22 protein-coding genes are annotated in these 23689 nt (G+C 62.9%); 9 read left to right on the forward strand and 13 right to left on the reverse strand.

What is annotated here, in order from left to right; translation table 11 throughout:
- Positions 1–20: 20 nt before the first annotated feature.
- The 6 genes from KO516_RS17780 to coxB form a co-directional block, all read right to left on the reverse strand.
- Entirely contained in the window at positions 21–1298 is a 1278-nt protein-coding gene (locus KO516_RS17780; RefSeq protein ID WP_216005135.1) for an O-acetylhomoserine aminocarboxypropyltransferase/cysteine synthase family protein, read from the reverse strand.
- Between the two features lie 269 nt (positions 1299–1567).
- Complete coding sequence (locus tag KO516_RS17785) at positions 1568–2368, reverse strand: cytochrome c oxidase subunit 3 (RefSeq protein WP_216005136.1); 801 nt, start codon at positions 2366–2368, stop codon at positions 1568–1570.
- Between the two features lie 31 nt (positions 2369–2399).
- Positions 2400–2984, reverse strand: coding sequence for a cytochrome c oxidase assembly protein (locus KO516_RS17790; protein ID WP_216005137.1), 585 nt, complete (start codon positions 2982–2984; stop codon positions 2400–2402).
- A complete protein-coding gene (locus tag KO516_RS17795) occupies positions 2974–3150 on the reverse strand; it encodes a hypothetical protein (RefSeq protein ID WP_216005138.1) in 177 nt (58 codons plus the stop codon). Before KO516_RS17795 ends, KO516_RS17790 begins: the two co-directional genes overlap by 11 nt.
- A complete protein-coding gene (gene cyoE / locus KO516_RS17800; RefSeq protein ID WP_216005139.1) occupies positions 3147–4097 on the reverse strand; it encodes a heme o synthase in 951 nt (316 codons plus the stop codon). Before cyoE ends, KO516_RS17795 begins: the two co-directional genes overlap by 4 nt.
- 76 nt (positions 4098–4173) lie before the next feature.
- The gene (coxB, locus tag KO516_RS17805; protein ID WP_216005140.1) at positions 4174–5052 is read right to left on the reverse strand and encodes a cytochrome c oxidase subunit II; all 879 of its coding nucleotides are present in this window, start codon (positions 5050–5052) and stop codon (positions 4174–4176) included.
- Between the two features lie 251 nt (positions 5053–5303).
- Between coxB and tldD the strand changes: the two genes are divergently transcribed.
- The 5 genes from tldD (at position 5304) to KO516_RS17830 (ending at position 12353) form a co-directional block, all read left to right on the forward strand.
- The gene (gene tldD / locus KO516_RS17810; RefSeq protein WP_216005141.1) at positions 5304–6725 is read left to right on the forward strand and encodes a metalloprotease TldD; all 1422 of its coding nucleotides are present in this window, start codon (positions 5304–5306) and stop codon (positions 6723–6725) included.
- Between the two features lie 167 nt (positions 6726–6892).
- A complete protein-coding gene (gene dprA / locus KO516_RS17815) occupies positions 6893–8044 on the forward strand; it encodes a DNA-processing protein DprA (RefSeq protein ID WP_216005142.1) in 1152 nt (383 codons plus the stop codon).
- 133 nt (positions 8045–8177) lie between these two features.
- On the forward strand, positions 8178–10931 hold the full coding sequence (topA, locus tag KO516_RS17820; protein ID WP_216005143.1) for a type I DNA topoisomerase: 2754 nt from the start codon (positions 8178–8180) through the stop codon (positions 10929–10931).
- A gap of 91 nt (positions 10932–11022) precedes the next feature.
- Positions 11023–11727 (forward strand): CoA transferase subunit A, encoded by a 705-nt coding sequence (locus KO516_RS17825; protein ID WP_216005144.1) that lies wholly within the window; start codon positions 11023–11025, stop codon positions 11725–11727.
- Positions 11727–12353, forward strand: a complete 627-nt coding sequence (locus KO516_RS17830; protein WP_216005145.1) for a 3-oxoacid CoA-transferase subunit B — start codon at positions 11727–11729, stop codon at positions 12351–12353. Before KO516_RS17825 ends, KO516_RS17830 begins: the two co-directional genes overlap by 1 nt.
- A gap of 69 nt (positions 12354–12422) precedes the next feature.
- Here the strand turns inward: KO516_RS17830 and KO516_RS17835 are convergent, their stop codons facing one another.
- The 3 genes from KO516_RS17835 to KO516_RS17845 form a co-directional block, all read right to left on the reverse strand.
- Positions 12423–12944: a phasin gene (locus KO516_RS17835; RefSeq protein ID WP_216005146.1), complete on the reverse strand. Its 522-nt coding sequence runs from the start codon at positions 12942–12944 to the stop codon at positions 12423–12425.
- A gap of 296 nt (positions 12945–13240) precedes the next feature.
- Positions 13241–13687 (reverse strand): phasin family protein, encoded by a 447-nt coding sequence (locus KO516_RS17840; RefSeq protein ID WP_216005147.1) that lies wholly within the window; start codon positions 13685–13687, stop codon positions 13241–13243.
- A 130-nt stretch (positions 13688–13817) separates the two neighbouring features.
- Positions 13818–15611, reverse strand: a complete 1794-nt coding sequence (locus KO516_RS17845) for an alpha/beta hydrolase (RefSeq protein ID WP_216005148.1) — start codon at positions 15609–15611, stop codon at positions 13818–13820.
- 213 nt (positions 15612–15824) lie between these two features.
- Between KO516_RS17845 and phaZ the strand changes: the two genes are divergently transcribed.
- A complete protein-coding gene (phaZ, locus tag KO516_RS17850) occupies positions 15825–17084 on the forward strand; it encodes a polyhydroxyalkanoate depolymerase (protein ID WP_216005149.1) in 1260 nt (419 codons plus the stop codon).
- A gap of 299 nt (positions 17085–17383) precedes the next feature.
- Here the strand turns inward: phaZ and KO516_RS17855 are convergent, their stop codons facing one another.
- From KO516_RS17855 to KO516_RS17865, 3 genes are all read right to left on the reverse strand, one after another.
- Positions 17384–18004: a LysE family translocator gene (locus tag KO516_RS17855; RefSeq protein WP_216005150.1), complete on the reverse strand. Its 621-nt coding sequence runs from the start codon at positions 18002–18004 to the stop codon at positions 17384–17386.
- Between the two features lie 21 nt (positions 18005–18025).
- Positions 18026–18898: an S-methyl-5'-thioadenosine phosphorylase gene (locus KO516_RS17860; RefSeq protein ID WP_216005151.1), complete on the reverse strand. Its 873-nt coding sequence runs from the start codon at positions 18896–18898 to the stop codon at positions 18026–18028.
- Between the two features lie 307 nt (positions 18899–19205).
- A complete protein-coding gene (locus KO516_RS17865; protein WP_216005152.1) occupies positions 19206–19451 on the reverse strand; it encodes a hypothetical protein in 246 nt (81 codons plus the stop codon).
- A gap of 183 nt (positions 19452–19634) precedes the next feature.
- On the opposite strand from KO516_RS17865, the gene KO516_RS17870 reads away from it, so the two are divergent.
- Positions 19635–21239 carry a SulP family inorganic anion transporter gene (locus tag KO516_RS17870; RefSeq protein WP_216005153.1) on the forward strand — a complete coding sequence of 535 codons (1605 nt, stop codon included), beginning with the start codon at positions 19635–19637 and terminating at the stop codon, positions 21237–21239.
- Between the two features lie 105 nt (positions 21240–21344).
- Here KO516_RS17870 and KO516_RS17875 read toward each other — a convergent pair whose 3' ends face one another.
- Positions 21345–21947, reverse strand: coding sequence for a flavin reductase family protein (locus KO516_RS17875; RefSeq protein WP_216005154.1), 603 nt, complete (start codon positions 21945–21947; stop codon positions 21345–21347).
- A gap of 79 nt (positions 21948–22026) precedes the next feature.
- Here KO516_RS17875 and KO516_RS17880 point away from each other — a divergent pair, with 79 nt between their 5' ends.
- The gene (locus KO516_RS17880) at positions 22027–22512 is read left to right on the forward strand and encodes a GNAT family N-acetyltransferase (protein WP_216005173.1); all 486 of its coding nucleotides are present in this window, start codon (positions 22027–22029) and stop codon (positions 22510–22512) included.
- A 48-nt stretch (positions 22513–22560) separates the two neighbouring features.
- Positions 22561–23313: an EcsC family protein gene (locus KO516_RS17885; RefSeq protein ID WP_216005155.1), complete on the forward strand. Its 753-nt coding sequence runs from the start codon at positions 22561–22563 to the stop codon at positions 23311–23313.
- Positions 23314–23689: the final 376 nt, after the last annotated feature.

The following is a 23689-nucleotide window of genomic DNA, read 5'->3' on the forward strand; positions in this document are numbered from 1 at the left end:
GCTGGCAGCCCCCCTCGGTCTTACATCGACGCTCTCAGCGCCTGATCGAGATCGGCAATCAGATCTTCGGGGTCTTCGATGCCGATGGAAATCCGCACCACGTTCGGCGCGGCCCCTGCCGCCACCTGCTGTTCTTCGGACAGCTGGCGATGGGTGGTCGAGGCCGAATGGATGACGAGGCTGCGGGTGTCGCCCAGATTGGCCACATGGCTGAAGATTTCCAGCGCTTCCACGAACTTGACGCAGCCCTCGTAGCCCGATTTCAGCGTCACGGTGAACAGCGCCCCAGCGCCATTGGGACAGATCCGCGCCAGCCGGTCGTTGTAGGGCGACGAGGGCAGCCCGGCATAGGTCACCTGTTCCACCGCCGGGTGATTTTCCAGCCACGCCGCGACGCGCCCGGCGTTTTCGACATGCTTTTGCATCCGCAGCGACAGGGTTTCGATGCCCATCAGCGTGTAATGCGCCGCCTGCGGGTTCAGCGTCATGCCCAGATCGCGCAGGCCGATGGCGATGGAGTGGAAGGTAAAGGCGAGCGCGCCAAAGGTCTCGTGGAATTTCAGCCCGTGATAGGCGGGCTCGGGCGCGGCGAGCGACGGAAACTTGTCCGACGCCGACCAGTCGAATTTCCCCGAATCCACCACGCAGCCACCGGTGACGGTGCCGTTGCCGGTCAGGTATTTGGTCATCGAATGCACCACCAGCGTCGCGCCATGCTCGATCGGGCGGCACAGGTAAGGCGTGGCCGAGGTGTTGTCGACGATCAGCGGCAGGCCCGCCCGGTCGGCAATCGCGGCGATTGCATCGAGATCGGTGACATAGCCGCCGGGGTTGGCGATGGTCTCGCAGAACACCGCGCGGGTGTTTTCGTCGATGGCGGCCTCGACTGCGTCCAGATCGTCGAAATCGACGAAGGTGCAGGACCAGCCAAAGCGTTTGATGGTCTGGCTGAACTGGGTGATCGTGCCGCCATAGGCGCGGGTCGAGGCAACGATGTTCAATCCGGGGCCCATCAGCGGAAACAGCGCCATGATCTGCGCCGCGTGGCCCGATGCGCAGCACACCGCGCCGGCGCCGCCTTCGAGCGTTGCGATGCGCTCTTGCAGGGCTGAAACCGTCGGGTTGGTCAGCCGCGAATAGATGTAGCCAACCTCCTGAAGGTTGAACAACGCCGCCGCGTGATCGGCATCGCGAAACACGTAAGCGGTTGTCTGGTAGATCGGTACCTGCCGCGCGCCGGTCGCCGGATCGGGGCGCGCGCCTGCATGAACCTGCAATGTATCGAAGCCGTGGGTCATCCTGTCCTCCCTTGGGATGGCAACGAGACAAGGCGTAAGCCAAACCACGCGCCCTCACAACCGCGCGGCTGTGGTTTGTCAGGGCCAGTTGAACCGCCGGGGCGCAGCGCAGGAGGCCCGGGGCCAGCCAGCCCGCGGATCGCCAGCCATAGGTGAGGGATCGGCCATCCGGCGCAGCATGGGCCGGTCTTCAAACATCCGCCCCGCGTCCATTACAAATGAAAAGAGCGGACCCAAGGGCCCGCTCTGCTCGTTCGATGTGGGAAGGTTCAGCCGCCCCAGACGTAGATCGCTGCAAACAGGAACAGCCACACCACGTCGACAAAATGCCAGTACCATGCGGCGGCTTCGAAACCGATGTGCTTGGTCGGGGTGAAATGCCCGTTCATCAGACGCAGCAGGCAGATGAACAGGAAGATCGTCCCGATCAGCACGTGCACGCCGTGAAAGCCCGTCGCCATGAAGAAGTTGGCGCCATAGATATTGCCCGAGAAGCCGAAGGCGGCGTGGCTGTATTCATAGACCTGAAACACGGTGAAGATCGCGCCAAGAACGATGGCGATGATCAGGCCCCACTTCATGTCTTCACGGTTGTTCTCGTGCACCAGCGCATGGTGAGCCCATGTCGCGGCGCAGCCCGAGCACAGCAGGATCATGGTGTTGATCAGCGGCAGGTGCCACGGATCGAAGGTTTCGATCCCCGCCGGCGGCCAGACGCCATCAACCGCCGGAGAGTTCGGCCCCATCGGGTACATCGCGTGTTTGAAGAAGCTCCAGAACCACGCGAAAAAGAACATCACCTCGGACATGATGAACAGGATGAAGCCGTATTTCAGGCCGATCTGCACCACCGGGGTGTGATCGCCGATCTTGCTTTCCGCAATCACGTCCGACCACCAGCCGAACATGACGTAGAGCACGGCGATGAAACCGGCCAGAAAGATCCATGGCCCCGACCCGTGCATCCACAGCACCGCGCCAAAGAGCATGACAAAGGCCCCGACGGCGGCGACAAATGGCCAGACCGAGGGGCTCAGGATGTGGTAATCGTGGTTCTTTGCATGGGCCATGCGTCTCGTTCTCCCTCGCGGTTAGGCGGTTCTAGTTCACGGAATTCAGGTCCGTGGTTGTTGGATCAAGCGCGGCCTGCGACTCCTCCGGCAGGTCGATCTCGTAAAAGGTATAGCTTAGCGTGATGTGGCTGGCGTGCTTGGCGTCCTCGTCTTCGACGATCTCGGGATCGACAAAGAAGCTGACCGGCATCACGACACGCTCGCCGGGTTGCAGCACCTGCTCGGTGAAGCAGAAGCATTCGATCTTGTTGAAATAGCCGCCAGCGTCATAGGGGTAGACGTTATAGGATGCCTGTCCCGCAACAGGGTGATCGGTGGGATTGTAGGCCTCGTAAAAGGCCAGACCCTCTTCACCAATGCGCAGGGTCATCTCGGTCTGCATGGGCTTGAATTCCCATGGGAAGTCGCGCGCCTTGGACCCGTCGAAGCGGATCTTGATGGTGCGCTCGAGGATGTCCGAGGACGGCCCGGCCGCGACACCGGTGGTGCCAGCAAAGCCGGTGACACGGCAGAACCAGTTATAGAAGGGGACCGACGCCCAAGCCATGGCACCCATGAAGAGCACCACACCGACAAGCGTCAGGACCGTCTTCGATTTCTGGTCAGTCGCCATTCTCGATCTTTCCCTTGCCCTGAAGCGCGCCGCTGACATCGCCGCCGGTGATCTTGACCATGGTCATGCCGAAAACGATGAAGATGAAAGCCGTCAACAGCAGCCCCACGCCGACATTCCGGCCAAAGCGCCGTTTGTGCAGCTCATGCGTCTTGGTGATGCTCATCCCCAGCCCCCCAGTCCGAACCGCGCCAGCCCTGCCTCGATCAGGATCGCACCAAAATGGGCGAAGAGATACAGCAGGGACAGCTTGAAGAAGCCGCGCTCGGTCTTGAAATTGTCGGTTTCCGAGGCGTCTTCGTCGCGGCGGAAGATCTGCCACGCGCCCTTCAGGAACAGCGCGTTCAGCACGACTGCGACGGAAAGATAGACCGGCCCGCCGATGGCGGTAAAGCCGGTGCCGATGGCCAGCGCCGCCAGCAGCACGGTGTAGACAAGGATGTGCAGGCGCGTCGAGCGGCGCCCATGGGTCACGGTCAGCATCGGCACGCCGGCATCGTCGTAATCATTGCGCATGAACAGCGCGAGGGCCCAGAAATGCGGCGGGGTCCACATGAAGGTCAGGCAGAACATCAGCACCGACTCGATGCCGATCTGCCCCGTCGCCGCCGCCCAGCCGATCATCGGAGGGAAGGCACCAGCGGCGCCCCCGATCACGATGTTCTGCGGCGTCGAGCGCTTGAGCCAGATGGTGTAGATCACCACGTAAAAGAAGATGGTGAAGGCCAGCAGCGCCCCGGCCAGCAGGTTCGTCGCCAGCGCAAGGAATACGCAGGAGAACACCGACAGCACCAGCCCGATGGCCAGTGCCTCGCCCTTGTCGACCTTGCCAGCCGGGATCGGGCGTTTGGCGGTGCGCTTCATCACCTGATCGATATCCGCATCCCACCACATGTTCAGCGCACCAGAGGCGCCGCCGCCCACGGCGATGAACAGGATGGCGCAGAAGCCGATGAACGGATGCACCGGCACCGGCGCGGCCAGCAGCCCCACGAAGGCGGTGAACACCACAAGGGTCATCACCCGCGGTTTGAGCAAGGCAAAGTAATCCCCGAAGCGCGCCTCCCCGGACTGGGTCTCACCAAAGCTGCTGTTCGTCGAAAGATCGGTCATATGTATCGGGGCTTTTCATCTGAAAGGTTAGGGGCGGGGGCCAAGGCCCCGGTTTGCCCCTTCAGGTGCCTGGCGGTCAGCTGTTGGCCAGAAACTGCCCGACGTCAACATAGCCGCCGTCGTCTTTCGAGGCGGCAAGCCATGCATCATAGGCGTCCTGGCTGACCACCTTTACCGTGATCGGCATATAGGCGTGGCTGATGCCGCAAAGCTCGGAGCACTGACCGAAATACACCCCTTCGCGCTCGGCGGCGAACCACAGTTCCGCGATCCGGCCCGGCACCGCGTCCTGTTTGACGCCAAAGGCGGGGATGGTCCAGCTGTGGATCACATCGGCGCCGGTCACCTGCATCACCACGGTTGCGCCCACGGGCACCACCACGGCGGTGTCGGTGGCGAGCAGCCAGTCGTCCTTGGTATACCCGGCCTCTATCAGCTGCGCCTCGACATCGGCGTTGAAGCGGTTGTCGCCGCCGGTGGCAGGCGAGCCGATCAGGTAGCCGTCATAGGCCAGATCCTCGCCGACATATTCATAGCCCCAGTACCACTGGTAGCCGGTCACCTTGATGACGAGATCGCCGTCCGGAATTTCCTGCTGCTTGAACAGCACCGGCAAAGAGAACGCGCCGATCACCAGCAGGATCAGGATCGGGCCAAGCGTCCAGGCCACCTCGATCGGGGTGTGGTGGGTGAAGCTGGCGGGCGTCGGGTTGGCACGCCGGTTGAAGCGCACAAAAGCATAGATCAAAAGGCCGATCACGAACAGGCAGATCGCGGTGATGATCCACAGCAGCATTCCGTCGAGCCATTGCAGGTCTCGGGCAAGTTCTGTTGCTGCGGGCTGGAAACCAAGCCCGCCCTGATGCGGGCGGCCCACCACCTCGAGCCCTTGGGCAAGGGCGGGCGCGGCCGTCATGGCGCTCAGGGCACCCGTCAGCATGGAAATCTTGCGCATAGCTCTGTCACCTCGTCCTGAGTGTCGGTCGCGATCCGTGCCGGCGTCCATCCTCTGCGCCGGCATGGCGACCTTGTGTTTCGATCGTCACGTCGCAGGAGAGCACGGCTCGTGCAATTGGCACGAGTTTGAGCCTCCCCCCCATTGTTCACACACTCTAAAGAGCACATGTTGGTCGTCAACTACACCAGATCGAATGTCTCGAAAAAGATATTTTTTGATCTGGATCAACCGATGCGAAGGAAAAGACCATGACTGACGCCCCGTTCCGCCCCTTTGAGACCGCGCTGGACATGGACCGGACCCTTGCGTTGCTGCGCGAGACGCTGTCCGGTGCCGACGATGGCGAGCTTTTCCTTGAACGGCGGCGCGGCGAGGCGCTGGTGCTGGACGACGGGCGAATCAGGACGGCAAGCTATGATGCCTCCGAAGGGTTCGGCCTGCGGGCGGTCAATGGCGAGGTGACGGGCTATGCCCACGCCACCGAGATCAGCGAGCAGGCGATCCGCCGGGCAGGCGAAACCGCGCGGTTGGCGGTGGGCGATGGCGGCGGGGTGATGGCGCCGCCGCCGCAGGGCACCAACCGCGTCCTTTATACCGATGCCGATCCGATCGCGGGGCAGCCGTTTTCGGTCAAGGTCGAGACCCTGCGCGAGATCGATGCCTATGCGCGCGATCTTGATCCTCGGGTGGTGCAGGTGACGGCGACGGTTGCGGCCTCGTGTCAGGAGGTGGCGATCCTGCGGCCCGAAGGTGGTCTGATGACCGATGTGCGCCCAATGACCCGCGTCACCGTCAGCATCATCGTCGAAGAGAACGGCCGGCGCGAAAGCGGCAGTGCCTCGGGCGGCGGGCGCTACATGCTGGATGGGATGCTTGAACCGGCGGACTGGCAGGCCAAGGCGCGCGAGGCGCTGCGCATCGGGCTGGTGAACCTGCGCGCAGAGCCCGCGCCTGCCGGGGTGATGGATATCGTGCTTGGGCCGGGCTGGCCGGGTATCCTGCTGCACGAGGCCATCGGTCATGGGCTCGAAGGCGATTTCAATCGCAAGAAGACCTCGGCCTTTGCCGGGCTGATGGGGCAGCGGGTGGCCGCGCCGGGTGTCACGGTGCTCGATGATGGCACGATGCCGGACCGGCGCGGGTCCCTGACAATTGATGACGAGGGCACACCCTCGGGCAAGAACGTGCTGATCGAAGACGGCATTCTGGTCGGCTACATGCAGGATCGCCAGAACGCGCGGTTGATGGGCGTGCAGCCCACTGGCAACGGGCGGCGCGAAAGCTTTGCCCATGCGCCGATGCCACGCATGACCAACACCTACATGCTCGGCGGGCAGGCCGACCCGCAGGACATCGTGGCCGATCTGAAGGATGGTATCTGGGCCGTGGGCTTTGGCGGCGGGCAGGTCGACATCACCAATGGCAAATTCGTGTTTTCCTGCACCGAGGCCTATCGAGTCAAGGATGGCAAGGTCGGCGCGCCGGTCAAGGGCGCGACGCTGATCGGCGACGGCGCCACGGCGTTGCAACACATCCGGGCCTTGGGCAACGACATGGCGCTCGATCCGGGCATGGGCAATTGCGGCAAACAGGGGCAATGGGTGCCGGTTGGGGTCGGGCAGCCGACAGTGATGATCGGCGGGCTGACCGTCGGCGGCGCCGCAACCTAGGCGATTCTTGACGATTCTGTCGTCGCGTGTGCATCCCGGCCTGTTTGCGCCGGGATGTTTTGTTTTATAGCAATGACTTGCGAGATTCCCCGTGGGGCTCAGCGTCGGTTTACCGCCTATTAACCAGCTGGGCGTACCAATATCTTAGCAAGCAGATGGGGCACAGGATGACCGAGAACAGCTACAGCTTTTCTTCCAATCACCCCCCACTCCCACCCACCACGGAAGAGGCTCGGTTGGCCTGGCTCCGTCTCTTGCGCTCACGCCGCGTCGGTCCGACGACTTTCTGGCGGCTGCTCTCTGAACACGGATGTGCACAGGCGGCACTGGCAGAACTTCCCGCCATCGCTTCCGCTGCGGGGGTTTCGGAGTATCATACATGCCCCGAAGGCGTGGTGCTGGCCGAGATCAAGGCGGCGCGGCTTTATGGCGCCAGGGCCGTCTTTGCCGGAGAGCCGGGCTATCCCACCTTGCTGGCAGATATTCCCGATGCGCCGCCGATGCTTTGGGTGGCGGGCGATGTCGCGGCGCTGACCCGCCCGTCGGTGGCGCTGGTTGGCGCGCGCAATGCCTCGTCGCTGGGCGGGCGCATGGCGAAATCCCTGGCAAAGGAACTGGGCAAGGAAGGCTTCGTCGTGGTCTCTGGTCTGGCGCGGGGCATCGACACGGCGGCGCATCAGGCGGCGCTTGAAGGCGGCACTGTGGCGGTGATGGCGGGGGGGGTCGATATACTGTACCCTTCGGAAAACACGCGCCTTGCCCAAGACATACGCAACAATGGCGGTGCGCTGATCTCTGAACAACCCATGGGAATGCAGCCGCACGCCCGGCATTTTCCGGCCCGCAACCGCATCGTCTCGGGCATGAGCGCGGCCACCGTGGTGGTCGAGGCGGCGGTGAAATCCGGCTCGCTGATCACCGCGCGTGCGGCGCTCGATCAGGGGCGCGAGGTGCTGGCTGTGCCGGGGCATCCGTTCGATGCCCGCGCCGGTGGCTGCAACATGCTGATCCGCGACGGCGCGCGGCTGGTGCGCGGGGCCGACGATGTGATCGAGGCGGTGGGCACTGCCGTTCAGCCGATGCAGGCGGATCTCGATCTGCCGATCATTTCCGCCCCGCCGCCCGAGCAGCGCAGCCTGCGTGAAACCGCGGTGCTGCACGGCGCGATCCTGTCGAGACTTGGGCCTTCGCCGGTGCCCGAAGACCAGCTTATCCGTGATCTTGGCGCCAGCTCGGGCGAGGTGACGCCACTGCTCACCGACCTTGAACTTGACGGTCATATCCAACGCAGGCCGGGAGGGATGCTGACACGGATCTGACTGGAAAAGGCAGCTGCGCAGAGCCATGTCGGGGCGGGCCGATTGACATTTCCCCCTTGCGCCCCACATGTTGCGCCGCCATATGCCCAAAGGCCTCTTCCCGGGCATTTCAAGTCAAAAAGGTCGTTTGCCCATGCCCGTCGTCGTTGTCGAATCCCCTGCCAAGGCCAAGACAATCAACAAGTATCTGGGCTCTGACTACACCGTGCTGGCATCTTACGGCCATGTTCGCGATCTGCCCGCAAAGGACGGATCGGTCGACACGGACAATGATTTTGACATGACTTGGGAAATCGGCGCCGACTCGCGCAAACATGTCGCAGCCATCGCCGAGGCGCTGAAAACCGACAACGCGCTGATCCTCGCGACCGACCCCGACCGCGAGGGAGAGGCGATCTCGTGGCATCTGCGCGAAGCGCTGACCAAGCGCCGCTCGATCAAGAAGGACACGGCCGTAAGCCGCGTGACCTTCAACGCGATCACCAAAGCCGCCGTCACCGAGGCGATGCAGAACCCGCGCGAGATCGACGCGCCGCTGGTCGAGGCCTATCTGGCCCGCCGCGCGCTGGATTATCTGGTGGGGTTCAACCTGTCGCCGGTGCTCTGGCGCAAGCTGCCCGGTGCGCGCAGCGCAGGGCGGGTGCAATCGGTCTGCCTGCGTCTCATTGTCGAGCGCGAGACCGAAATCGAGGCGTTCAATGCCCGTGAATACTGGCAGGTCAAGGCGCTGCTCACCACGCCGCGCGGACAGGAATACGAGGCGCGGCTGTCGCTGCTGGGCGGTCGCAAGCTGGATCGCTTCGACATCGCAAATGCCACCGAGGCAGAGCTGGCCGTGCAGGCCATCACCTCGCGGCAGCTGAAGATCGACAGCGTCGAGGCCAAGCCCGGCACGCGCAACCCGTCGGCGCCTTTCATGACCTCGACCCTTCAGCAGGAGGCCTCGCGCAAGTTTGGCATGGGCGCTCGCGCCTGTATGAACGCGGCGCAGCGGCTGTATGAGGCGGGCCACATCACCTACATGCGGACCGATGGCATCGACATGGCGCCCGAGGCGGTGACCGCCTGCCGCGAGGCTATTGCCGACCGCTTCGGCAAGGAATACGTGCCGAGCAGCCCGCGCATCTACAAGAACAAGGCCAAGAACGCGCAGGAAGCGCATGAATGCATCCGCCCCACCGACATGACCAAGGATGCGGCCAGCCTGTCGCTGCGCGAGGACGACCAGCGCAAGATGTACGATCTGATCTGGAAGCGCACGCTGGCCTGCCAGATGGAAGCGGCGCGGCTGGAGCGCACCACCGTGGACATCCGCTCGCAGGATGGTCAGGTCGGTCTGCGCGCCACGGGTCAGGTCGTGCTGTTTGACGGCTTCCTGAAGATCTACGAAGAAGGCCGCGACGACGCCGAAGGCGAAGATGACAACCGCCTTCCGCAGATCATGCAGGGCGAGCCGGCGCATTTCGCCAAATCCTCGCTTCAGGCCCAGTTCGACAAGGCGTCCGACAAGGGCGACGAGCTACTCGAAGATGCCAGCGCGGGCATGCAGAAAAGCAGCGCCGCCGTGCTGTCCGCCAACGGCGCGGTGCTTGCGACGCAAAGCTTCACCCAGCCGCCGCCGCGCTACACCGAGGCGACCTTGGTCAAGCGCATGGAAGAGTTGGGGATCGGACGCCCCTCGACCTATGCCAGCGTCATCACCACGATTCAGGATCGCGAATATGTCCGCAAGGAACAGAACCGTCTGTTCCCCGAGGACAAGGGCCGCATCGTCACGATCTTCCTGCTGAACTTCTTCAGCCGCTACGTGGGCTATGAATTCACCGCCGAGCTGGAAAACGAGCTGGACGAGGTTTCGGCTGGCGAGATGGATTACAAGGCGCTGCTGGGCCGCTTCTGGCGCGATTTCTCGGCAGCCATCGCCGAGACGTCGGAACTGCGCATCACCGAGGTGCTCGACGTGCTCGACGACGCGCTTGCGCCGCAGCTGTATCCGCCACGGCCCGATGGGTCTGATCCGCGCATCTGCCCCAAATGCGGCGAAGGTCGGTTGCACCTCAAGACCTCGCGCACCGGCGGCTTTGTCGGCTGCGGCAATTATCCCGAATGCACCTACACCCGCCCCATCGCGGGCGAGGGCGCGGATGGCGAAGAACGCCTGCTTGGCAGCCATGACGGCGAGGAGGTCTGGCTCAAGGCCGGGCGCTTTGGCCCCTATGTGCAGCAGGGCGAGCCGACGCCCGAGAACAAGAAACCGCCGCGCGCCTCGCTGCCCAAGAAGGGCGGGGCGTTTCTGCCCGGCTGGGCTCCGGAAGATGTGAATCTTGAAAAGGCGGTGACGCTGCTGACGCTGCCGCGGGTGATCGGGATGCATCCCGACGGGGGCGAGATCAAGTCCAACCTCGGTCGCTTTGGCCCCTACATCATGCATCAGGCCCCGGACGAGGAAAAACCCGTCTACGTCAACCTCAAGGAATTTCAGGAGGTTTTCGAGATCGGCATGAACCACGCGGTCGAGTTGATCGCCCACAAGCGGGCCAATCCGGGGCGCGGGCGCACCGCGGCCAAGGCGATCCGCGAGATGGGCGATCACCCTGATGGTGGCAAGATCGCCGTGTTCGAGGGCAAGTACGGGCCTTACGTCAAGTGGGAAAAGGTCAACGCGACCCTTCCCAAGGATGTCGAGCCGGCCGATCTGAGCATGGAACAGGCGCTTACGCTGATCGCCGAGAAAGCGGCGAAGAAGGGTGGCAAGAAACCCGCTGCGAAGAAACCTGCGGCCAAGAAACCCGCCGCCAAGACCGCTGCAAAGACCACGAAGAAAGCCCCGGCAAAGAAGCCGGCGGCAAAAAAGCCCGCAGCGAAAAAGGCTTCCGGCACGGAATGACACATTGATGGGGGCGGCGCCTGCGCTGCCTTCGTTGACTCTCCTGCTGCGGCGCGGCAACGTGCGGCAACGTTACCAGGAGGAGTTCTTCATGCAGAAAGTCTATGGCTCCGCGGCGGAGGCCCTTGACGGGTTGCTCACCGACGGAATGCTGATCGCGGCGGGCGGTTTTGGCCTGTGCGGCATTCCCGAGCTGCTGATCGACGCCATCGTCGAAAGCGGCGTCAAGGATCTGACAGTTGCGTCGAACAATTGCGGCGTTGACGGGTTCGGGCTGGGCAAGCTGCTCGACACCAAGCAGATCAAGAAGATGATGTCGTCCTACGTCGGCGAAAATGCCGAGTTCATGCGCCAGTATCTGTCGGGTGAGCTTGAGCTGGAATTCAACCCGCAGGGCACGCTCGCCGAGCGGATGCGGGCCGGCGGCTGCGGCATTCCGGGCTTTTACACCAAGACCGGCGTCGGCACGGTGATCGCCGAGGGCAAAGATGTGAAGTCCTGGAATGGCCAGGATTACATTCTCGAGGAAGGCATCTTTGCCGACCTGTCCATCGTCAAGGCATGGAAGGCGGACGACACCGGCAACCTCGTGTTCCGCAAGACCGCCCGCAACTTCAACCCGCCCGCGGCGATGTGCGGCAAGGTCTGCGTGGTCGAGGTCGAAGAGATCGTTCCGCGCGGTTCGCTCGATCCCGATCACATCCATCTGCCGGGCATCTACGTGCATCGCATCATTCAGGGTGATCACGAGAAGCGCATCGAACAGCGCACCACGCGCAAGAGGGAGGACGCGTAATGCCTTGGGATCGCAATCAGATGGCCGCCCGCGCGGCGCAAGAGCTTGAAGACGGCATGTATGTGAACCTTGGCATCGGCATTCCGACGCTGGTGGCCAACTTCGTCGGCGACAAGGACATCACGCTTCAGTCCGAAAACGGCATGCTGGGGATGGGGCCATTTCCGTTCGAGGGCGAAGAAGACCCCGACCTGATCAACGCCGGCAAGCAGACCATCACCGAACTGGCGCGCACCGCCTATTTCGACAGCGCCACCAGCTTTGGCATGATCCGTGGTGGCAAGATCGCCGCGGCGATCCTTGGCGCGATGGAAGTGGCCGAGAACGGTGATCTGGCGAACTGGATGATCCCCGGCAAGCTGGTCAAGGGCATGGGCGGCGCGATGGATCTGGTGGCCGGTGTCGGCAAGGTTATCGTGGTGATGGACCACACCAACAAGCATGGCGAGAGCAAGGTGCTCAAGGCCTGCACGCTGCCGCTGACCGGCAAGAACGTGGTCGACCGGATCATCACCAATCTTGGGGTGCTGGACGTGGTCGAGGGCGGTCTGAAGATCGTCGAGACCGCCGAGGGCGTCACCGAGGATGAGCTGCGCGCCGCGACCGAGGCGACCATCGTCAACTGAGCAGTCAGTGCTGAAATGCAAAACGCGGCCCCGAAAGGGAGCCGCGTTTCTTTATGTCTTGTGCCAGTTTCAGCTGTCGGTCGAGGGGGTTGCCTCTTGCGCGGTTGCCTTGGCAGCTGCCGTGGTGCGGCGCGTGGTGGTCTTTGCGGCGCTGGCGGTCTTGGGCGCGGCAGGAGGGGTCGTTGCCTTGGCGACGGTGGTCGTCGTGGCCGAGGCCTCGTCCGCCATTTCCTTGCCCATGGACATGATCAGTTCCATGGTGTCGGCCTGCATGGTTTTCGCGACTTCGCCAAGGGCGGTCATGTTGTCCTGAAGCGAGGACATCTGCGCCGATGCGAAATCGGTCATCGCCTGGGCATAATCGGCGGCTTCGGGCTTGGCCTTGGCCAGTTCACCGATGCGGCCGAGGGTTTCCATGGTGAAGCCGACCGAGATGTCGGTGCTTTTGCTGGCGGCTTCGATCGCAATCGAGGTCGCCTTTTCGCTATAGGCGGCAGAGGATTTCCATGCCTCTTCCAGCTTGGCGCTGTCCATCGGGAACGCGCCCATCATGTCTTTCATCTTGGCGGTGAAGTCTTCGGTCATTGCCATCTTGAAATCTCCTCCTTCGGGGGATTCTTGGCGGCGGGGCGCCGCCCTGGGGTTGCTGCAAATGTCGATGCTGCGATGCAGCATTGCAAGGGGTGGCAGCAGTCTTTCTTGAAAACTTTAGCGGTTTCGGTGCGATCCCGCCGATGCTGCCGAAGGCGGGAGAGTCGCGTCAAAACGCCGAATGGAAAAAAGGGCGGGTTCAACCAAGGAACCCGCCCCACCGTATTGCGCCATGTTTGGGAGGAGAGGGGCGCAATTGCGTGCCTCGTCGCGCTTGGGGGGAGCGGCGGGCGATCTTACTTCGTCGTCGCCTTCTTGGCGGCGGCGGTCATGTCGTCGGTGGCCTTTTTCATGGCGGCGCTGGCGTCTTCGGTGAAGTCCTTGCCGGCAGCCATCATCAGTTCCACGGTGTCCATCTGAACCTTCTTCGCGATTTCGGCGAAGGCGGCCATGTTCTCGGCTGCGGTCTCGGCCTGAGCAGAAGCGAAATCGGTCATCGCCTTTGCGTAATCAGCGGGCTCGGACTTGAATTTGGTCATGTCGGACAGCTTGGTCAGGGTGTCCTTGGTCCACTTTGCCGAAAGCTCGGTCGATTTCTCGGCGGCTTCGAGTGCCACGGCCGAGAGCTTTTCGTTCAGCGTCGCGGTGGTCTTGAAAGCTTCGTCCATGGCCTTGGTGTCCACGGGGAACGAACCCATCATGTCTTTCATCATGGCGGTGAAGTCTTGCGTCTTGGCGGCCATCTGTAAATTCCTGTCTGATTGCCTCGGGAGCCCACCCCCCGATTTGTCGGCTGAGACCAATATGAATGCTGCACTGCAGCATTTCAAGTGAAATTTCTGCAATGCAGCATAATTGTGGAATTGTCGGAGCTTACTGATTGGCTCTTATGCGAACATAGGTGCCGGGAGCATCGCAAAGCACCGGATGATCCGAATCGCCGGGGGTGCGGGCGGGGACTTTCTTGCCCGATCTCTTCGACAGCCACGCCTCCCATGTCGGCCACCACGACCCCTCGTGGAAGTCTGCCTGCGCCTGCCAGTCGTCGGCCGAAAGCTTCAGATCGGGGTTCAGGTAGTGACCGTATTTCTTCTTGCTCGGCGGATTGACTATGCCGGCGATATGGCCGGATTCCGACAGGATGAAGCGTTTGCTCTTCGAGCCCATTCTCTGCACGCCGCGGAAGCAATCTTTCCATGCGGCGATGTGATCGGTTTCCGCCGCGATCGAGATCAGCGGCACATCGACATCGCGCAGATCCAGCGTTTCGCCCATAAGCTCGAAGCGCCCTTCGGCAAATTCGTTGCGCTGGCACAGGCCCCGCAGATATTGCATCGTCATCTTGCCGGGCAAGTTCGCACCGTCGCCGTTCCAGTACAGCAGATCGAAGGCGGGCGGCGTTTCGCCCATCATGTAGGACCGGATCGCAGGCGTGTAGATCAGGTCCGTCGAGCGCAGGAAGGAAAAGGTGCGCGACATGATGAAGCTTCGCAGAATGCCGCTGATCTCGATCTCCTTCTCGATGCCATCAATGAAATCATTCTGAAGGAAGGGCACGAATTCGCCCTGGTCGCTGAAATCGGTGAGCGTCGTGAAGAAGGTTGCCGATTTCACCTGCTTGTCGCCGCGTTTCTTCAGCAGCGACAGGGTCAGCGCCAGCGTGGTGCCTGCGATGCAATAGCCCACCGCGTTGACCTGCTTGGTGCCGCAGATCTCGCGCACGAGGCGCATCGCGGTCAGGTAGCCGTCTTCGATATACTCCTCGAGCCCAACGTCGCGGTAGCTGGCATCTGCGTTCACCCAGCTGACCACGAACAGGGTGTAGCCCTGATCGACGATATGGCGGATCAGGCTGTTCTGCGGTTTGAGGTCAAGGATGTAGTATTTGTTGATCCACGGCGGAAAGATAACGACCGGGATGTCATGCACGGTTTCGGTGGTGGGCGAATACTGGATCAGCTCCATCATCCGGTTGCGCCAGACCACCTTGCCTTGCGCGGTGGCGATGTTGCCGCCAACCTCGAAGGCTTCTTCGTCGACCAGCCGCACCACCAGTTCGCCATTGTTGGCCTCGAGATCGGTCACGAGGTTCTCGAGCCCTTTGACGAGGCTCTCACCTTCGGTTTCGATGGCTTTTTGCAGGGCATCGGGGTTGGTGGCGAAGAAATTCGTCGGCGCCATCATGTCGGTGATCTGCTGGGCGAAATAGCGCAGACGGCGCTTTTCGGTGGGGTCGAGCTCTTCGATCTGATCGACCGCAGCGCTGATGGCGCCGGCGTTGATCAGGTACTGCTGCTTGATGAAGTTGAAATAGGGATGGCTGTCCCATAGCGGGTTGCCAAAGCGCTTGTCGGTCGGGCCGGTGTCGTCGGGCGGTGTCAGTTTGCCTTCGGCAAGGGCTTGATTGGCCTCGAGATAATGCTGCAGGGACTTGCCCCAGTAACCGACCTGCTGTTCAAAGACCTTGGTCGGATTCTTCATCCAGTCCTGCCAGTAGGCGGTCACGGCCTGCGCATAAAGCATCGGGTCCGGCCCACCCAGCGCCGAGTTGATCGGCTTGTGAGAGGCGAGCGCACCCAGCAATCTCTGGGTAAGTTGCTCGACTTTCGCGAGATTTTCCTCGAGCTTTTCCCGCCCGGGGCTGCTGATTTCAGCATTCGTTGTCATAATCGCGAATCCCCCCTATTCTTCATTGAAAACAGAATAACGACGCCGTGGCGATGGTCAAAGCGGCGAATTGATTTGACAGGGCAGGGGCCGCGCGCGCACAGGAAGGGCAATACTGGGCCTTGTGCAGCAAGGGGTCTGTAATGAATTGGTCGTATACATGCGCCGGACGGGGTGCAGTATGCTGCCGCGACAGAAAGACAGGAGACGCCCATGCGCTTCATGGCGACTTACGACCTGATGGAGACCATCCGCAACACCAACCAGTGGGTGGGCGCGACGGCGAAAGCGATGGCATCCTATCCGGCGATGGCGGTTGTTCCCAACCCGGCGCTGACATGGCTCGCCGCGTGGGGCGAAGTGGCGGAGCGCAGCTACAAGCGCATGGTGGTCAAGCCAAGCTGGGGGATCAGAACGATCACCTGCAACGACGGGCAGGACCATCTTGTGTACAAGGAAACCGTACTCGACAAGCCCTTTGCCAAGCTGCTGCATTTCAACGTGGCCGAGCGCGAGGAGAAGCCGCGCAAGGTTCTGCTGGTCGCGCCAATGTCGGGGCATTACGCGACCCTGCTGCGCTCTACGGTGGTGTCGTTGATCCCCGACGCCGAGGTCTATGTCACCGATTGGAAGAACGCTCGCGACATCCCGGTCAGCTGCGGCAAGTTCGATATCGAAGACTATACGATGTACCTTGTTGATTTCATGCGGCATCTTGGGCCGGATACGCATGTGATCGCGGTTTGCCAGCCGGCGCCGCTGACGCTGGCGGCTACGGCCTATCTCGCCGAATTCGAGCCCGAGGCGCAGCCGCGAACGCTGACCCTGATCGGCGGGCCGATCGACCCTGATGCAACCCCGACGGAGGTGACCGATTTCGGCAATCGTGTCACCATGGGCCAACTTGAGGAAACGATGATCCAGCGCGTCGGGTTCAAGTATCCGGGCGTCGGGCGGCTGGTCTATCCGGGGCTGTTGCAGCTGTCGTCATTCATGGGGATGAACCTTGAGCGTCATGCCAAGGCGTTCTCGGATGAGATCATGAAGGTGGCGCGCGGCGAAGCGACGGACCATGATGCGCATAACCGGTTCTATGATGAATATCTGGCCGTGATGGACATGCCAGCGGAGTTCTACCTGTCGACGGTCGAGCGGATTTTCAAGAATGGCGAAATCGCCAAGAATCAGTTCATGGTGGATGGCCACATGATCGATATCGGCAAGATTACCGATGTCGCGGTGAAGACGGTCGAAGGTGCGAAGGATGACATCTCGGCTCCGGGGCAATGCGTGGCGGCGCTTGACCTGTGCACCGGGCTGCCGGATTCGAAGAAGGCGAGCCATCTTGAACCGGGCGCGGGTCACTATGGCATCTTCGCTGGCAAGAGCTGGCGGAACAATATTCGCCCGCTGGTGCTGGAGTTCATCGACGCCAATGCCAAGACCCCGCGCAAGGCGGCCAACGCGGCCTGAGCGATTTTTGGCGCTGGCGTCTGTTGCGGGCCTTGTGCAGGCGAGGGGCCAGCCCCTCGCGCTCCCCGGAGTTTAGGGGCAAGATGAAGAGGGGCGCGGCGCCTTTGTTCGACGACAGTCCCGGGCGCAGTTGGCGTGGACATTCATGGCCATCGCTTTGAGCGGTCGCGAGGGGGTCGTCGTACAGCAGAACATCTTCGCTGGGGCGTATTGGTTCTGCCCATCTCTTTGTCGTTTTCCAGCCTACAGGGGCAAGGATGTTGTCCCGGCCATGTTTTGGCGAGGGACATAGCGGCGCGTCAGCTGCGACGCAGGGTGGCGGTGAGCAGGCCCATGGCGATCAGCGCGCCGCCGCCGGCGCGGGTGAGCCAAGCCAGAACGCGATCTTGGCGGATCAGCCTGCGCAGGCGGTCGGCGGCCAGTGCGTAGGCCAGCGCGTTGAGGCCGGCGAGGCTGACGAAGCTGGCGACGAGGATGGCGAACTGCGGCAGGATCGGGCTGGTCGGGTCGATGAATTGCGGCACGAAGGCGATGAAGAAGGCGATGCTCTTGGGGTTCAGGGCGGTGACCGCAGCGGCATGGCCAAAGACGCCGCGGGCGTTGATGTCGGCGCGCGGCAGGGTCAGGCCATGGGTTGGCGCGGATCGGATCAGCTTGAGCCCGAGCCAGATGAGGTAAACCGCGCCGATCCATTTGAGTGCGGTGAACAGGGTGGCCGATGCCAGCACCAGCGCCCCTAGCCCGGCGAGGGAGAGGGTCATCGCGGTAAAATCGCCGAGCGCCACGCCTAGCGCCGAAGCAACCGCGACAGAGCGGCCTTTGGACAGCGCGTAGCTGAGCACAAGCAGCACGGTCGGGCCGGGGATCAGCAGCAGCAGCGTCGAGGCGGCGAGGAAGGTCAGCCAGGTGTCGAGGGGCATCTCGGGGCTTTCTCTGAAAGGCTAGAGGACGCGCCCGGCGACAGCGTCGAGCCGGGCCAGCAGCGCCGGGTTGCGTTTGTCCGGGGCGGTCATCAGGGCATGATCGAGTGCGCGGTCACAGCCATGCGGACAAGGGGCGCGATCGGCCCCGAGCAGCGCGGGCAGGCGCGCAATCAACGCGCGCGCCTTGTCGGCATTGCCGGTCAGGACGCGGATGATGTCGCTGATCTCGACCGCGCCATGATCGGGGTGCCAGCTGTCGTAATCGGTGACCATGGCGAGCGAGGCGTAGCAGAGTTCGGCCTCGCGCGCGAGTTTCGCTTCGGGCATGTTGGTCATGCCGATGACGTCGGCGCCCCAGCTGTCGCGGTACATCCGCGATTCCGCGAGGGTCGAGAATTGCGGACCTTCCATGGCAAGGTAGGTGCCGCCGTCATGCACGGTGATGCCGGCGTCTTGGGCCGCGTCGAGGCAGGCGGCGCCGAGGCGCGGGCAGGTCGGGTGGGCCATCGACACATGCGCAACGCACCCCGTTCCGAAGAAACTTTTGTCGCGTGCGAAGGTGCGGTCGATGAACTGGTCGATCACCACGAAATCGCCCGGTGCCAATGTCTCGCGGAACGAGCCGCAGGCCGATATGCTGATGACGTCGGTCACCCCCAGCCGTTTGAGCGCGTCGATGTTGGCGCGGTAGGGCACGGTGGATGGGCTGTGCACATGGCCGCGCCCGTGGCGGGGCAGGAAGGCCATTGGCACGCCGTCCAGCGTGCCGGTCAGGATCTCGTCCGAGGGCGGCCCCCAGGGCGTTGAGACTTTTGTCCAGCGCTTGTCGGTCAGCGTGTCCAGATCGTAGAGGCCGGAGCCTCCGATCACGCCGATCATGGTGGGGGTCATGCGATGCTCCTGATTGCGGGTGGTGCGCCCAGTAAGGCACGGCAGCGGGGGCGCATCAAGGCGCGCGGCAGGGGCTCCGCCGCGCGAGGAGATGGTCACTGCGACGCCGCCAAGCCCGGCGAGCAGCATCCAGTCCGCAGCGAGGCAGGCGAGATGCTGGACGGGTAAACGCTGAAGCCGCCGCCTTTGACGTTGTGTCGTCCGCCCGCTGTTGCCAGTCGCTTATGACGCCACTCTCAAGGCCAAACCCATTCTGCATTCTAGAAACTATCAGCATGCAGTTGGCGTCGCTGCCATCTGCGGCAACTTAGGGGGTGGCGACGCTGTCCGGGGAGTAAAACGTGTCGATCGTTGTCGTGTTCTGGACACCGCCCAGCGTGAGGGTGCCATTGGTGCCGGTCAGGATGATATTGCCGGGGCCGTCGAGATCACCCTCCAACGAGCCGTAGACCAGCTGGCCGTTGGCGAATTCATAGGTGAAGGAATAGGTTGCGGCTTCGCTGGAGGCCGCAGCGGTAAGTTCGAAAAATGCAGCTGCAATGAGTGTTTTCACGGATCGCTTTCGGGTATCGTCAGCCTCCGGCCACTCTCTGCGTTGCATCTGTGGAACAGGCGAAGGGCCCGGCCAGCTTGCATAGGGGCGGGCGCGGCGGCGCGTCGGGTATGCTAGCGGCTGGTCATTTTCGCCGCATTGCAGTAACGGGGAGCAAACCCCGGACAACGTACAGGACGAACCATGGCCAAGTCCCTTCTGGCGCGCTACGCCAACAGTATCACCATGCCCGATCTGCGGGTCTCTCCGACCACGGCGCTGACAGCGGGGCAGGTCAAGACCGATATACTGTCAGGGTTGACCGTTGCGCTGGCGCTGGTGCCCGAGGCGGTTGCCTTTGCGTTTGTCGCCGGGGTGAACCCGCTGGTGGGCCTGTATGCTGCGTTTCTGGTCGGGCTGATCACGGCGGTCTTTGGTGGCCGTCCGGGCATGATTTCGGGGGCGACCGGGGCGCTGGCGGTGGTGATGGTGGCGCTGGTGGCGCAACATGGCGTCGAGTATTTGTTTGCCACCGTGGTTTTGATGGGGCTGCTTCAGCTGATCGCCGGGGCGCTGCACTGGGGCAAGTTCATCCGGCTGGTGCCGCATCCGGTGATGCTGGGTTTTGTCAACGGGCTGGCCATCGTGATCTTTCTGGCGCAGATGACGCAGTTCAAGGTGCCGGGAACGGGCGGGGCCGAATGGCTGACCGGTCTGCCGCTGGTGGTGATGCTGGGGCTTGTGGTGCTGACCATGGCGGTGATCTGGGGGCTGCCGAAGCTGACCAAGGTGGTGCCTGCGCCGCTGGCGGGCATTGCGGTGACCGCCATCGTGGTGATCATCTTTGGGCTCGAGACGCCGCGCGTCGGGGATATGGCCTCGATCGAGGGCGGGTTTCCTGCGTTCCACATCCCGGGGGTGCCGTTTGATCTTCAGACCTTGCAGATCATCCTGCCCTACGCGGTAATCCTTGCCGCGATCGGGCTGATCGAAAGCCTGCTGACGCTGAACCTCGTGGGCGAGATGACCGGCCAGCGCGGCGGCGCGTCGCAGGAATGCATCGCGCAGGGCATGGCCAATCTGGTGACCGGGTTCTTTGGCGGCATGGGCGGTTGCGCGATGATCGGCCAGTCGATGATCAACGTGAAATCAGGCGGGCGCACGCGCATCGCGGGCATTGTCGCGGCCTTGTTCCTGCTGAGCTTTATCCTTGTCGCCTCGCCGCTGATCGAGTTGATCCCGCTGGCGGCGCTGGTCGGGGTGATGTTCATGGTGGTGATCGGGACGTTTGCGTGGAACAGCCTGCGCATCCTGTTCAAGGTGCCGCTGATCGACGCCTTTGTCATCGTGCTGGTCACCGTGGTGACGGTCTACGCGGATCTTGCGGTGGCGGTGGTCGTCGGCGTGATCGTTTCGGCGCTGGCCTATGCGTGGAACAATGCGCGGCGCATCCATGCCAAGAGCTACCGCACGCCGGAAGGGGCCAAGGTCTATCAGGTGCAGGGGCCGCTGTTCTTCGGCTCGTCCGAGGGGTTTGTCGAATTGTTCGACGTGGCAGGGGATCCGACATCGGTGATCGTCGATTTTGCCGACAGCCGGGTGGTCGACCAGTCCGCGTTGCAGGCTATCGAAGCGGTCGCGGCGAAATATGAGGCAAAGGGCAAGGCGATTGCCCTGCGCCATCTGTCGCGCGATTGTCACCGGCTGCTGAGCAAGGCGGGGCACTTGATCGTCGACAGCGAGGACGACCCGGATTATGCGCTGGCGGTGGATTACCCGGTGCGCACGGGTATCTTTGGCGGGCACTAAGCCGTTTTCCGGGGGGCGCGGCGTCGAGGTTAGAAGGGGGGGCCAGCCCCCCGCCTGCGGCTCCCCCCGGAGTTTATCCGGCAAGATGAAGCCGGGGGCCGCGCGTCATTCGCCGGGGCGCTTGAGTTCGAAGACTTCACGGATGACCGAATAGTCGCGGTAGCCGAGCCGGGTGAGCGGGGAGAAGCGGGTGACGTCGAAACGCCCGTCCACGAGGCAATCATCGCGGATATGGACGCCGGTGACCTCGCCGAAGGTTACGAAATTCGCTTCGCCGGGCAGGCGCAGGGTCTGCACCACCTTGCATTCCAGCGATGCGGGGGCGTTTGCGACGCGGGGGCAGTCGATACTGCTGCATTCGGCCTTGTCGATCCCGGCAAGGGCGAATTCGTCGGCTTCGGCCTCCCACAGGCCAGCGGTGGTGTTCATCTTGTCGCGCATGGCGAATTCCACGATGTTCACGCAAAATACCCCGTGTTCGCGCAGCTGCGCGACGGTGTCCTTGGTGTCACCGCGATCTTCCTTCGACGAGGTCGAGGAGAACATCACCTGCGGCGGTACATAGGATACCGCGTTGAAGAAGCTGTAGGGGGCGAGGTTGTCTCCGCGGGTGCCGCGTGTCGAGATCCAGCCGATCGGGCGCGGTGAGACGATGGCGTTGAAGGGGTTGTGGGGCAGGCCGTGGCCGTCTTCGGGGCGGTAGAACATAGCTGTCATCCCGGATGGTTGCGCTTATCTCATTCCCTGTTAGGACGAAGTTGAACCGAATGCACGAGGGGATGGCGCACTGTTCACTCTGTCACAGGAAAAGCCGGGAGACTGGTGGGAAGTCGAGGCGTTGTACGATCTTTGTTTCGCTCCGGGGCGCACGGTGCTGTCGTCATACCGGCTGCGCGACGATGTGCCTCCGGTGCCCGAGCTATGCCGGGTCGCGCGGGACGAAACGGGGATTCTTGGCGGCGCGATCCGCTACTGGCCGGTCCGCATCGGGCACTGGCAGGCGTTGTTGCTGGGGCCGGTTGCGGTGCACCCGACGGCGCAGGGCGAGGGTCTTGGCGCGGCGCTGATCCGCGACACGATCGAACGGGCCAGAGCGCTGGAATGGGCGCGGGTGATCTTGGTCGGGGATGAGCCATATTACCGCCGCTTTGGGTTTTTCAAATTGGATCAGATCGTTATGCCGCCGCCGACCAATCCAGAGCGGGTGCTTGGATACGCGTTGACTCCCGGTGCATGGGAGGGGGTTGCTGGGGAGGTGACGCGGCATTCTTGAAAACCGGCGCAGAGGCCCGATGTTTACCTTGCAAAGGGAGACTTCAGGATGACCGGAACCGCGCTTGTGCCGCAATCCACGCAGGGCGAAATTGTTGCGCTCGCCCGCCGATACCGTTCGGCGGGGGGCGTGGGGATGACCTTGCTGAACGTGATCGGTGGGCAGGCCGAGAACCTGCTTGAAAAGTTGCCTGACGGGATCAAGGACCGGCTGGAAGGTGCGACCTCGCGGGCGCTTGAGACGGCGTCGAACGTGGCGGCATCGTCGCGCGGAGTGGTGAAGGATCAGCGTTCTTGGCTGAACACGGCCTTGACCACCGCGATGGGGGCGGCTGGCGGCGCAGGGGGGCTGCCCTCGGCGCTGGCCGAGATTCCGGTTACCACCACGGTGCTGTTGCGGGCGATTCAGGGGATCGCCGCCGAGCATGGCTTTGATCCGAATGCCCCCGAAATCCGCCGCGAATGCCTTGCGGTGTTTGGCAGTGCAGGGCCGCTCGACAAGGACGATGGGGCGGATATGGCGTTTTTGTCGGCGCGTGTGACTCTGACAGGGGCGACGTTGCATGGGGTGATTTCAAAAGTCGCCCCCCGGTTTGCGACGGTGCTTGGGCAGAAACTGGCGGCGCAGGCCGTGCCGATCCTTGGCGCGGCGGCGGGGGCAGCGACGAACTATGCCTACACCAGTTATTATCAGGAAATGGCGCGGGTGCATTTTGGGCTGATGAAGCTGGCGCGCGACTCTGGGCAGGACCGCGGGGCATTGCTTTCAGCGCTTGCGGTTGAAATTCAAAGGTCGCGTTAACCGGATTTTTCCGACTCAGGGCGTAGGTAGGACATGCGGATGTTGGCAAAAGCTGCTCCGCAGGGGCTTTGAGCCGGCATCATTCGGGGGCTGCCGAACCGGGGCTGAATTCCTGAGGCCGTATGCAAAACGGAGGCCTGACCCCGCGCAAAACGCGCGGGTAGTGTCCGCGACCAGAATGGGCGCGATGCGAAAAGAACAACTGCGTCCGGTACGGTGGGCATTCGCCGTGCCGGACGCTCACTTGCCGATCCTCGGGTCAGGATCGGGACATGCGGGCGGGACAAGCAGAATGAGTGGCACGCTACGTTGCGCTGCCCGGGCGATGTGCAGCGCCGATACCTGCAGAGGGTTCTGTGGCTGTCATCGCGGCCAT

The organism is Citreicella sp. C3M06 (assembly GCF_018860705.1).
In the GTDB taxonomy this organism is placed as follows: domain Bacteria; phylum Pseudomonadota; class Alphaproteobacteria; order Rhodobacterales; family Rhodobacteraceae; genus Salipiger.

Coding starts and splice junctions, on each gene's coding strand:
- KO516_RS17825 (WP_216005144.1), top strand. CDS start 11,023: ATGCAGAAAGTCTATGGCTCCGCGGCGGAGGCCCTTGACGGGTTGCTC.
- KO516_RS17830 (WP_216005145.1), top strand. CDS start 11,727: ATGCCTTGGGATCGCAATCAGATGGCCGCCCGCGCGGCGCAAGAGCTT.
- KO516_RS17835 (WP_216005146.1), bottom strand. CDS start 12,944: ATGGCAATGACCGAAGACTTCACCGCCAAGATGAAAGACATGATGGGC.
- KO516_RS17840 (WP_216005147.1), bottom strand. CDS start 13,687: ATGGCCGCCAAGACGCAAGACTTCACCGCCATGATGAAAGACATGATG.
- KO516_RS17860 (WP_216005151.1), bottom strand. CDS start 18,898: ATGACCCCCACCATGATCGGCGTGATCGGAGGCTCCGGCCTCTACGAT.
- KO516_RS17795 (WP_216005138.1), bottom strand. CDS start 3,150: ATGAGCATCACCAAGACGCATGAGCTGCACAAACGGCGCTTTGGCCGG.
- coxB (WP_216005140.1), bottom strand. CDS start 5,052: ATGCGCAAGATTTCCATGCTGACGGGTGCCCTGAGCGCCATGACGGCC.
- KO516_RS17875 (WP_216005154.1), bottom strand. CDS start 21,947: ATGTTCTACCGCCCCGAAGACGGCCACGGCCTGCCCCACAACCCCTTC.
- KO516_RS17785 (WP_216005136.1), bottom strand. CDS start 2,368: ATGGCCCATGCAAAGAACCACGATTACCACATCCTGAGCCCCTCGGTC.
- KO516_RS17845 (WP_216005148.1), bottom strand. CDS start 15,611: ATGACAACGAATGCTGAAATCAGCAGCCCCGGGCGGGAAAAGCTCGAG.
- KO516_RS17780 (WP_216005135.1), bottom strand. CDS start 1,298: ATGACCCACGGCTTCGATACATTGCAGGTTCATGCAGGCGCGCGCCCC.
- cyoE (WP_216005139.1), bottom strand. CDS start 4,097: ATGACCGATCTTTCGACGAACAGCAGCTTTGGTGAGACCCAGTCCGGG.
- KO516_RS17870 (WP_216005153.1), top strand. CDS start 19,635: ATGGCCAAGTCCCTTCTGGCGCGCTACGCCAACAGTATCACCATGCCC.
- KO516_RS17855 (WP_216005150.1), bottom strand. CDS start 18,004: ATGCCCCTCGACACCTGGCTGACCTTCCTCGCCGCCTCGACGCTGCTG.
- dprA (WP_216005142.1), top strand. CDS start 6,893: ATGACCGAGAACAGCTACAGCTTTTCTTCCAATCACCCCCCACTCCCA.
- tldD (WP_216005141.1), top strand. CDS start 5,304: ATGACTGACGCCCCGTTCCGCCCCTTTGAGACCGCGCTGGACATGGAC.
- KO516_RS17790 (WP_216005137.1), bottom strand. CDS start 2,984: ATGGCGACTGACCAGAAATCGAAGACGGTCCTGACGCTTGTCGGTGTG.
- phaZ (WP_216005149.1), top strand. CDS start 15,825: ATGCGCTTCATGGCGACTTACGACCTGATGGAGACCATCCGCAACACC.
- KO516_RS17885 (WP_216005155.1), top strand. CDS start 22,561: ATGACCGGAACCGCGCTTGTGCCGCAATCCACGCAGGGCGAAATTGTT.
- topA (WP_216005143.1), top strand. CDS start 8,178: ATGCCCGTCGTCGTTGTCGAATCCCCTGCCAAGGCCAAGACAATCAAC.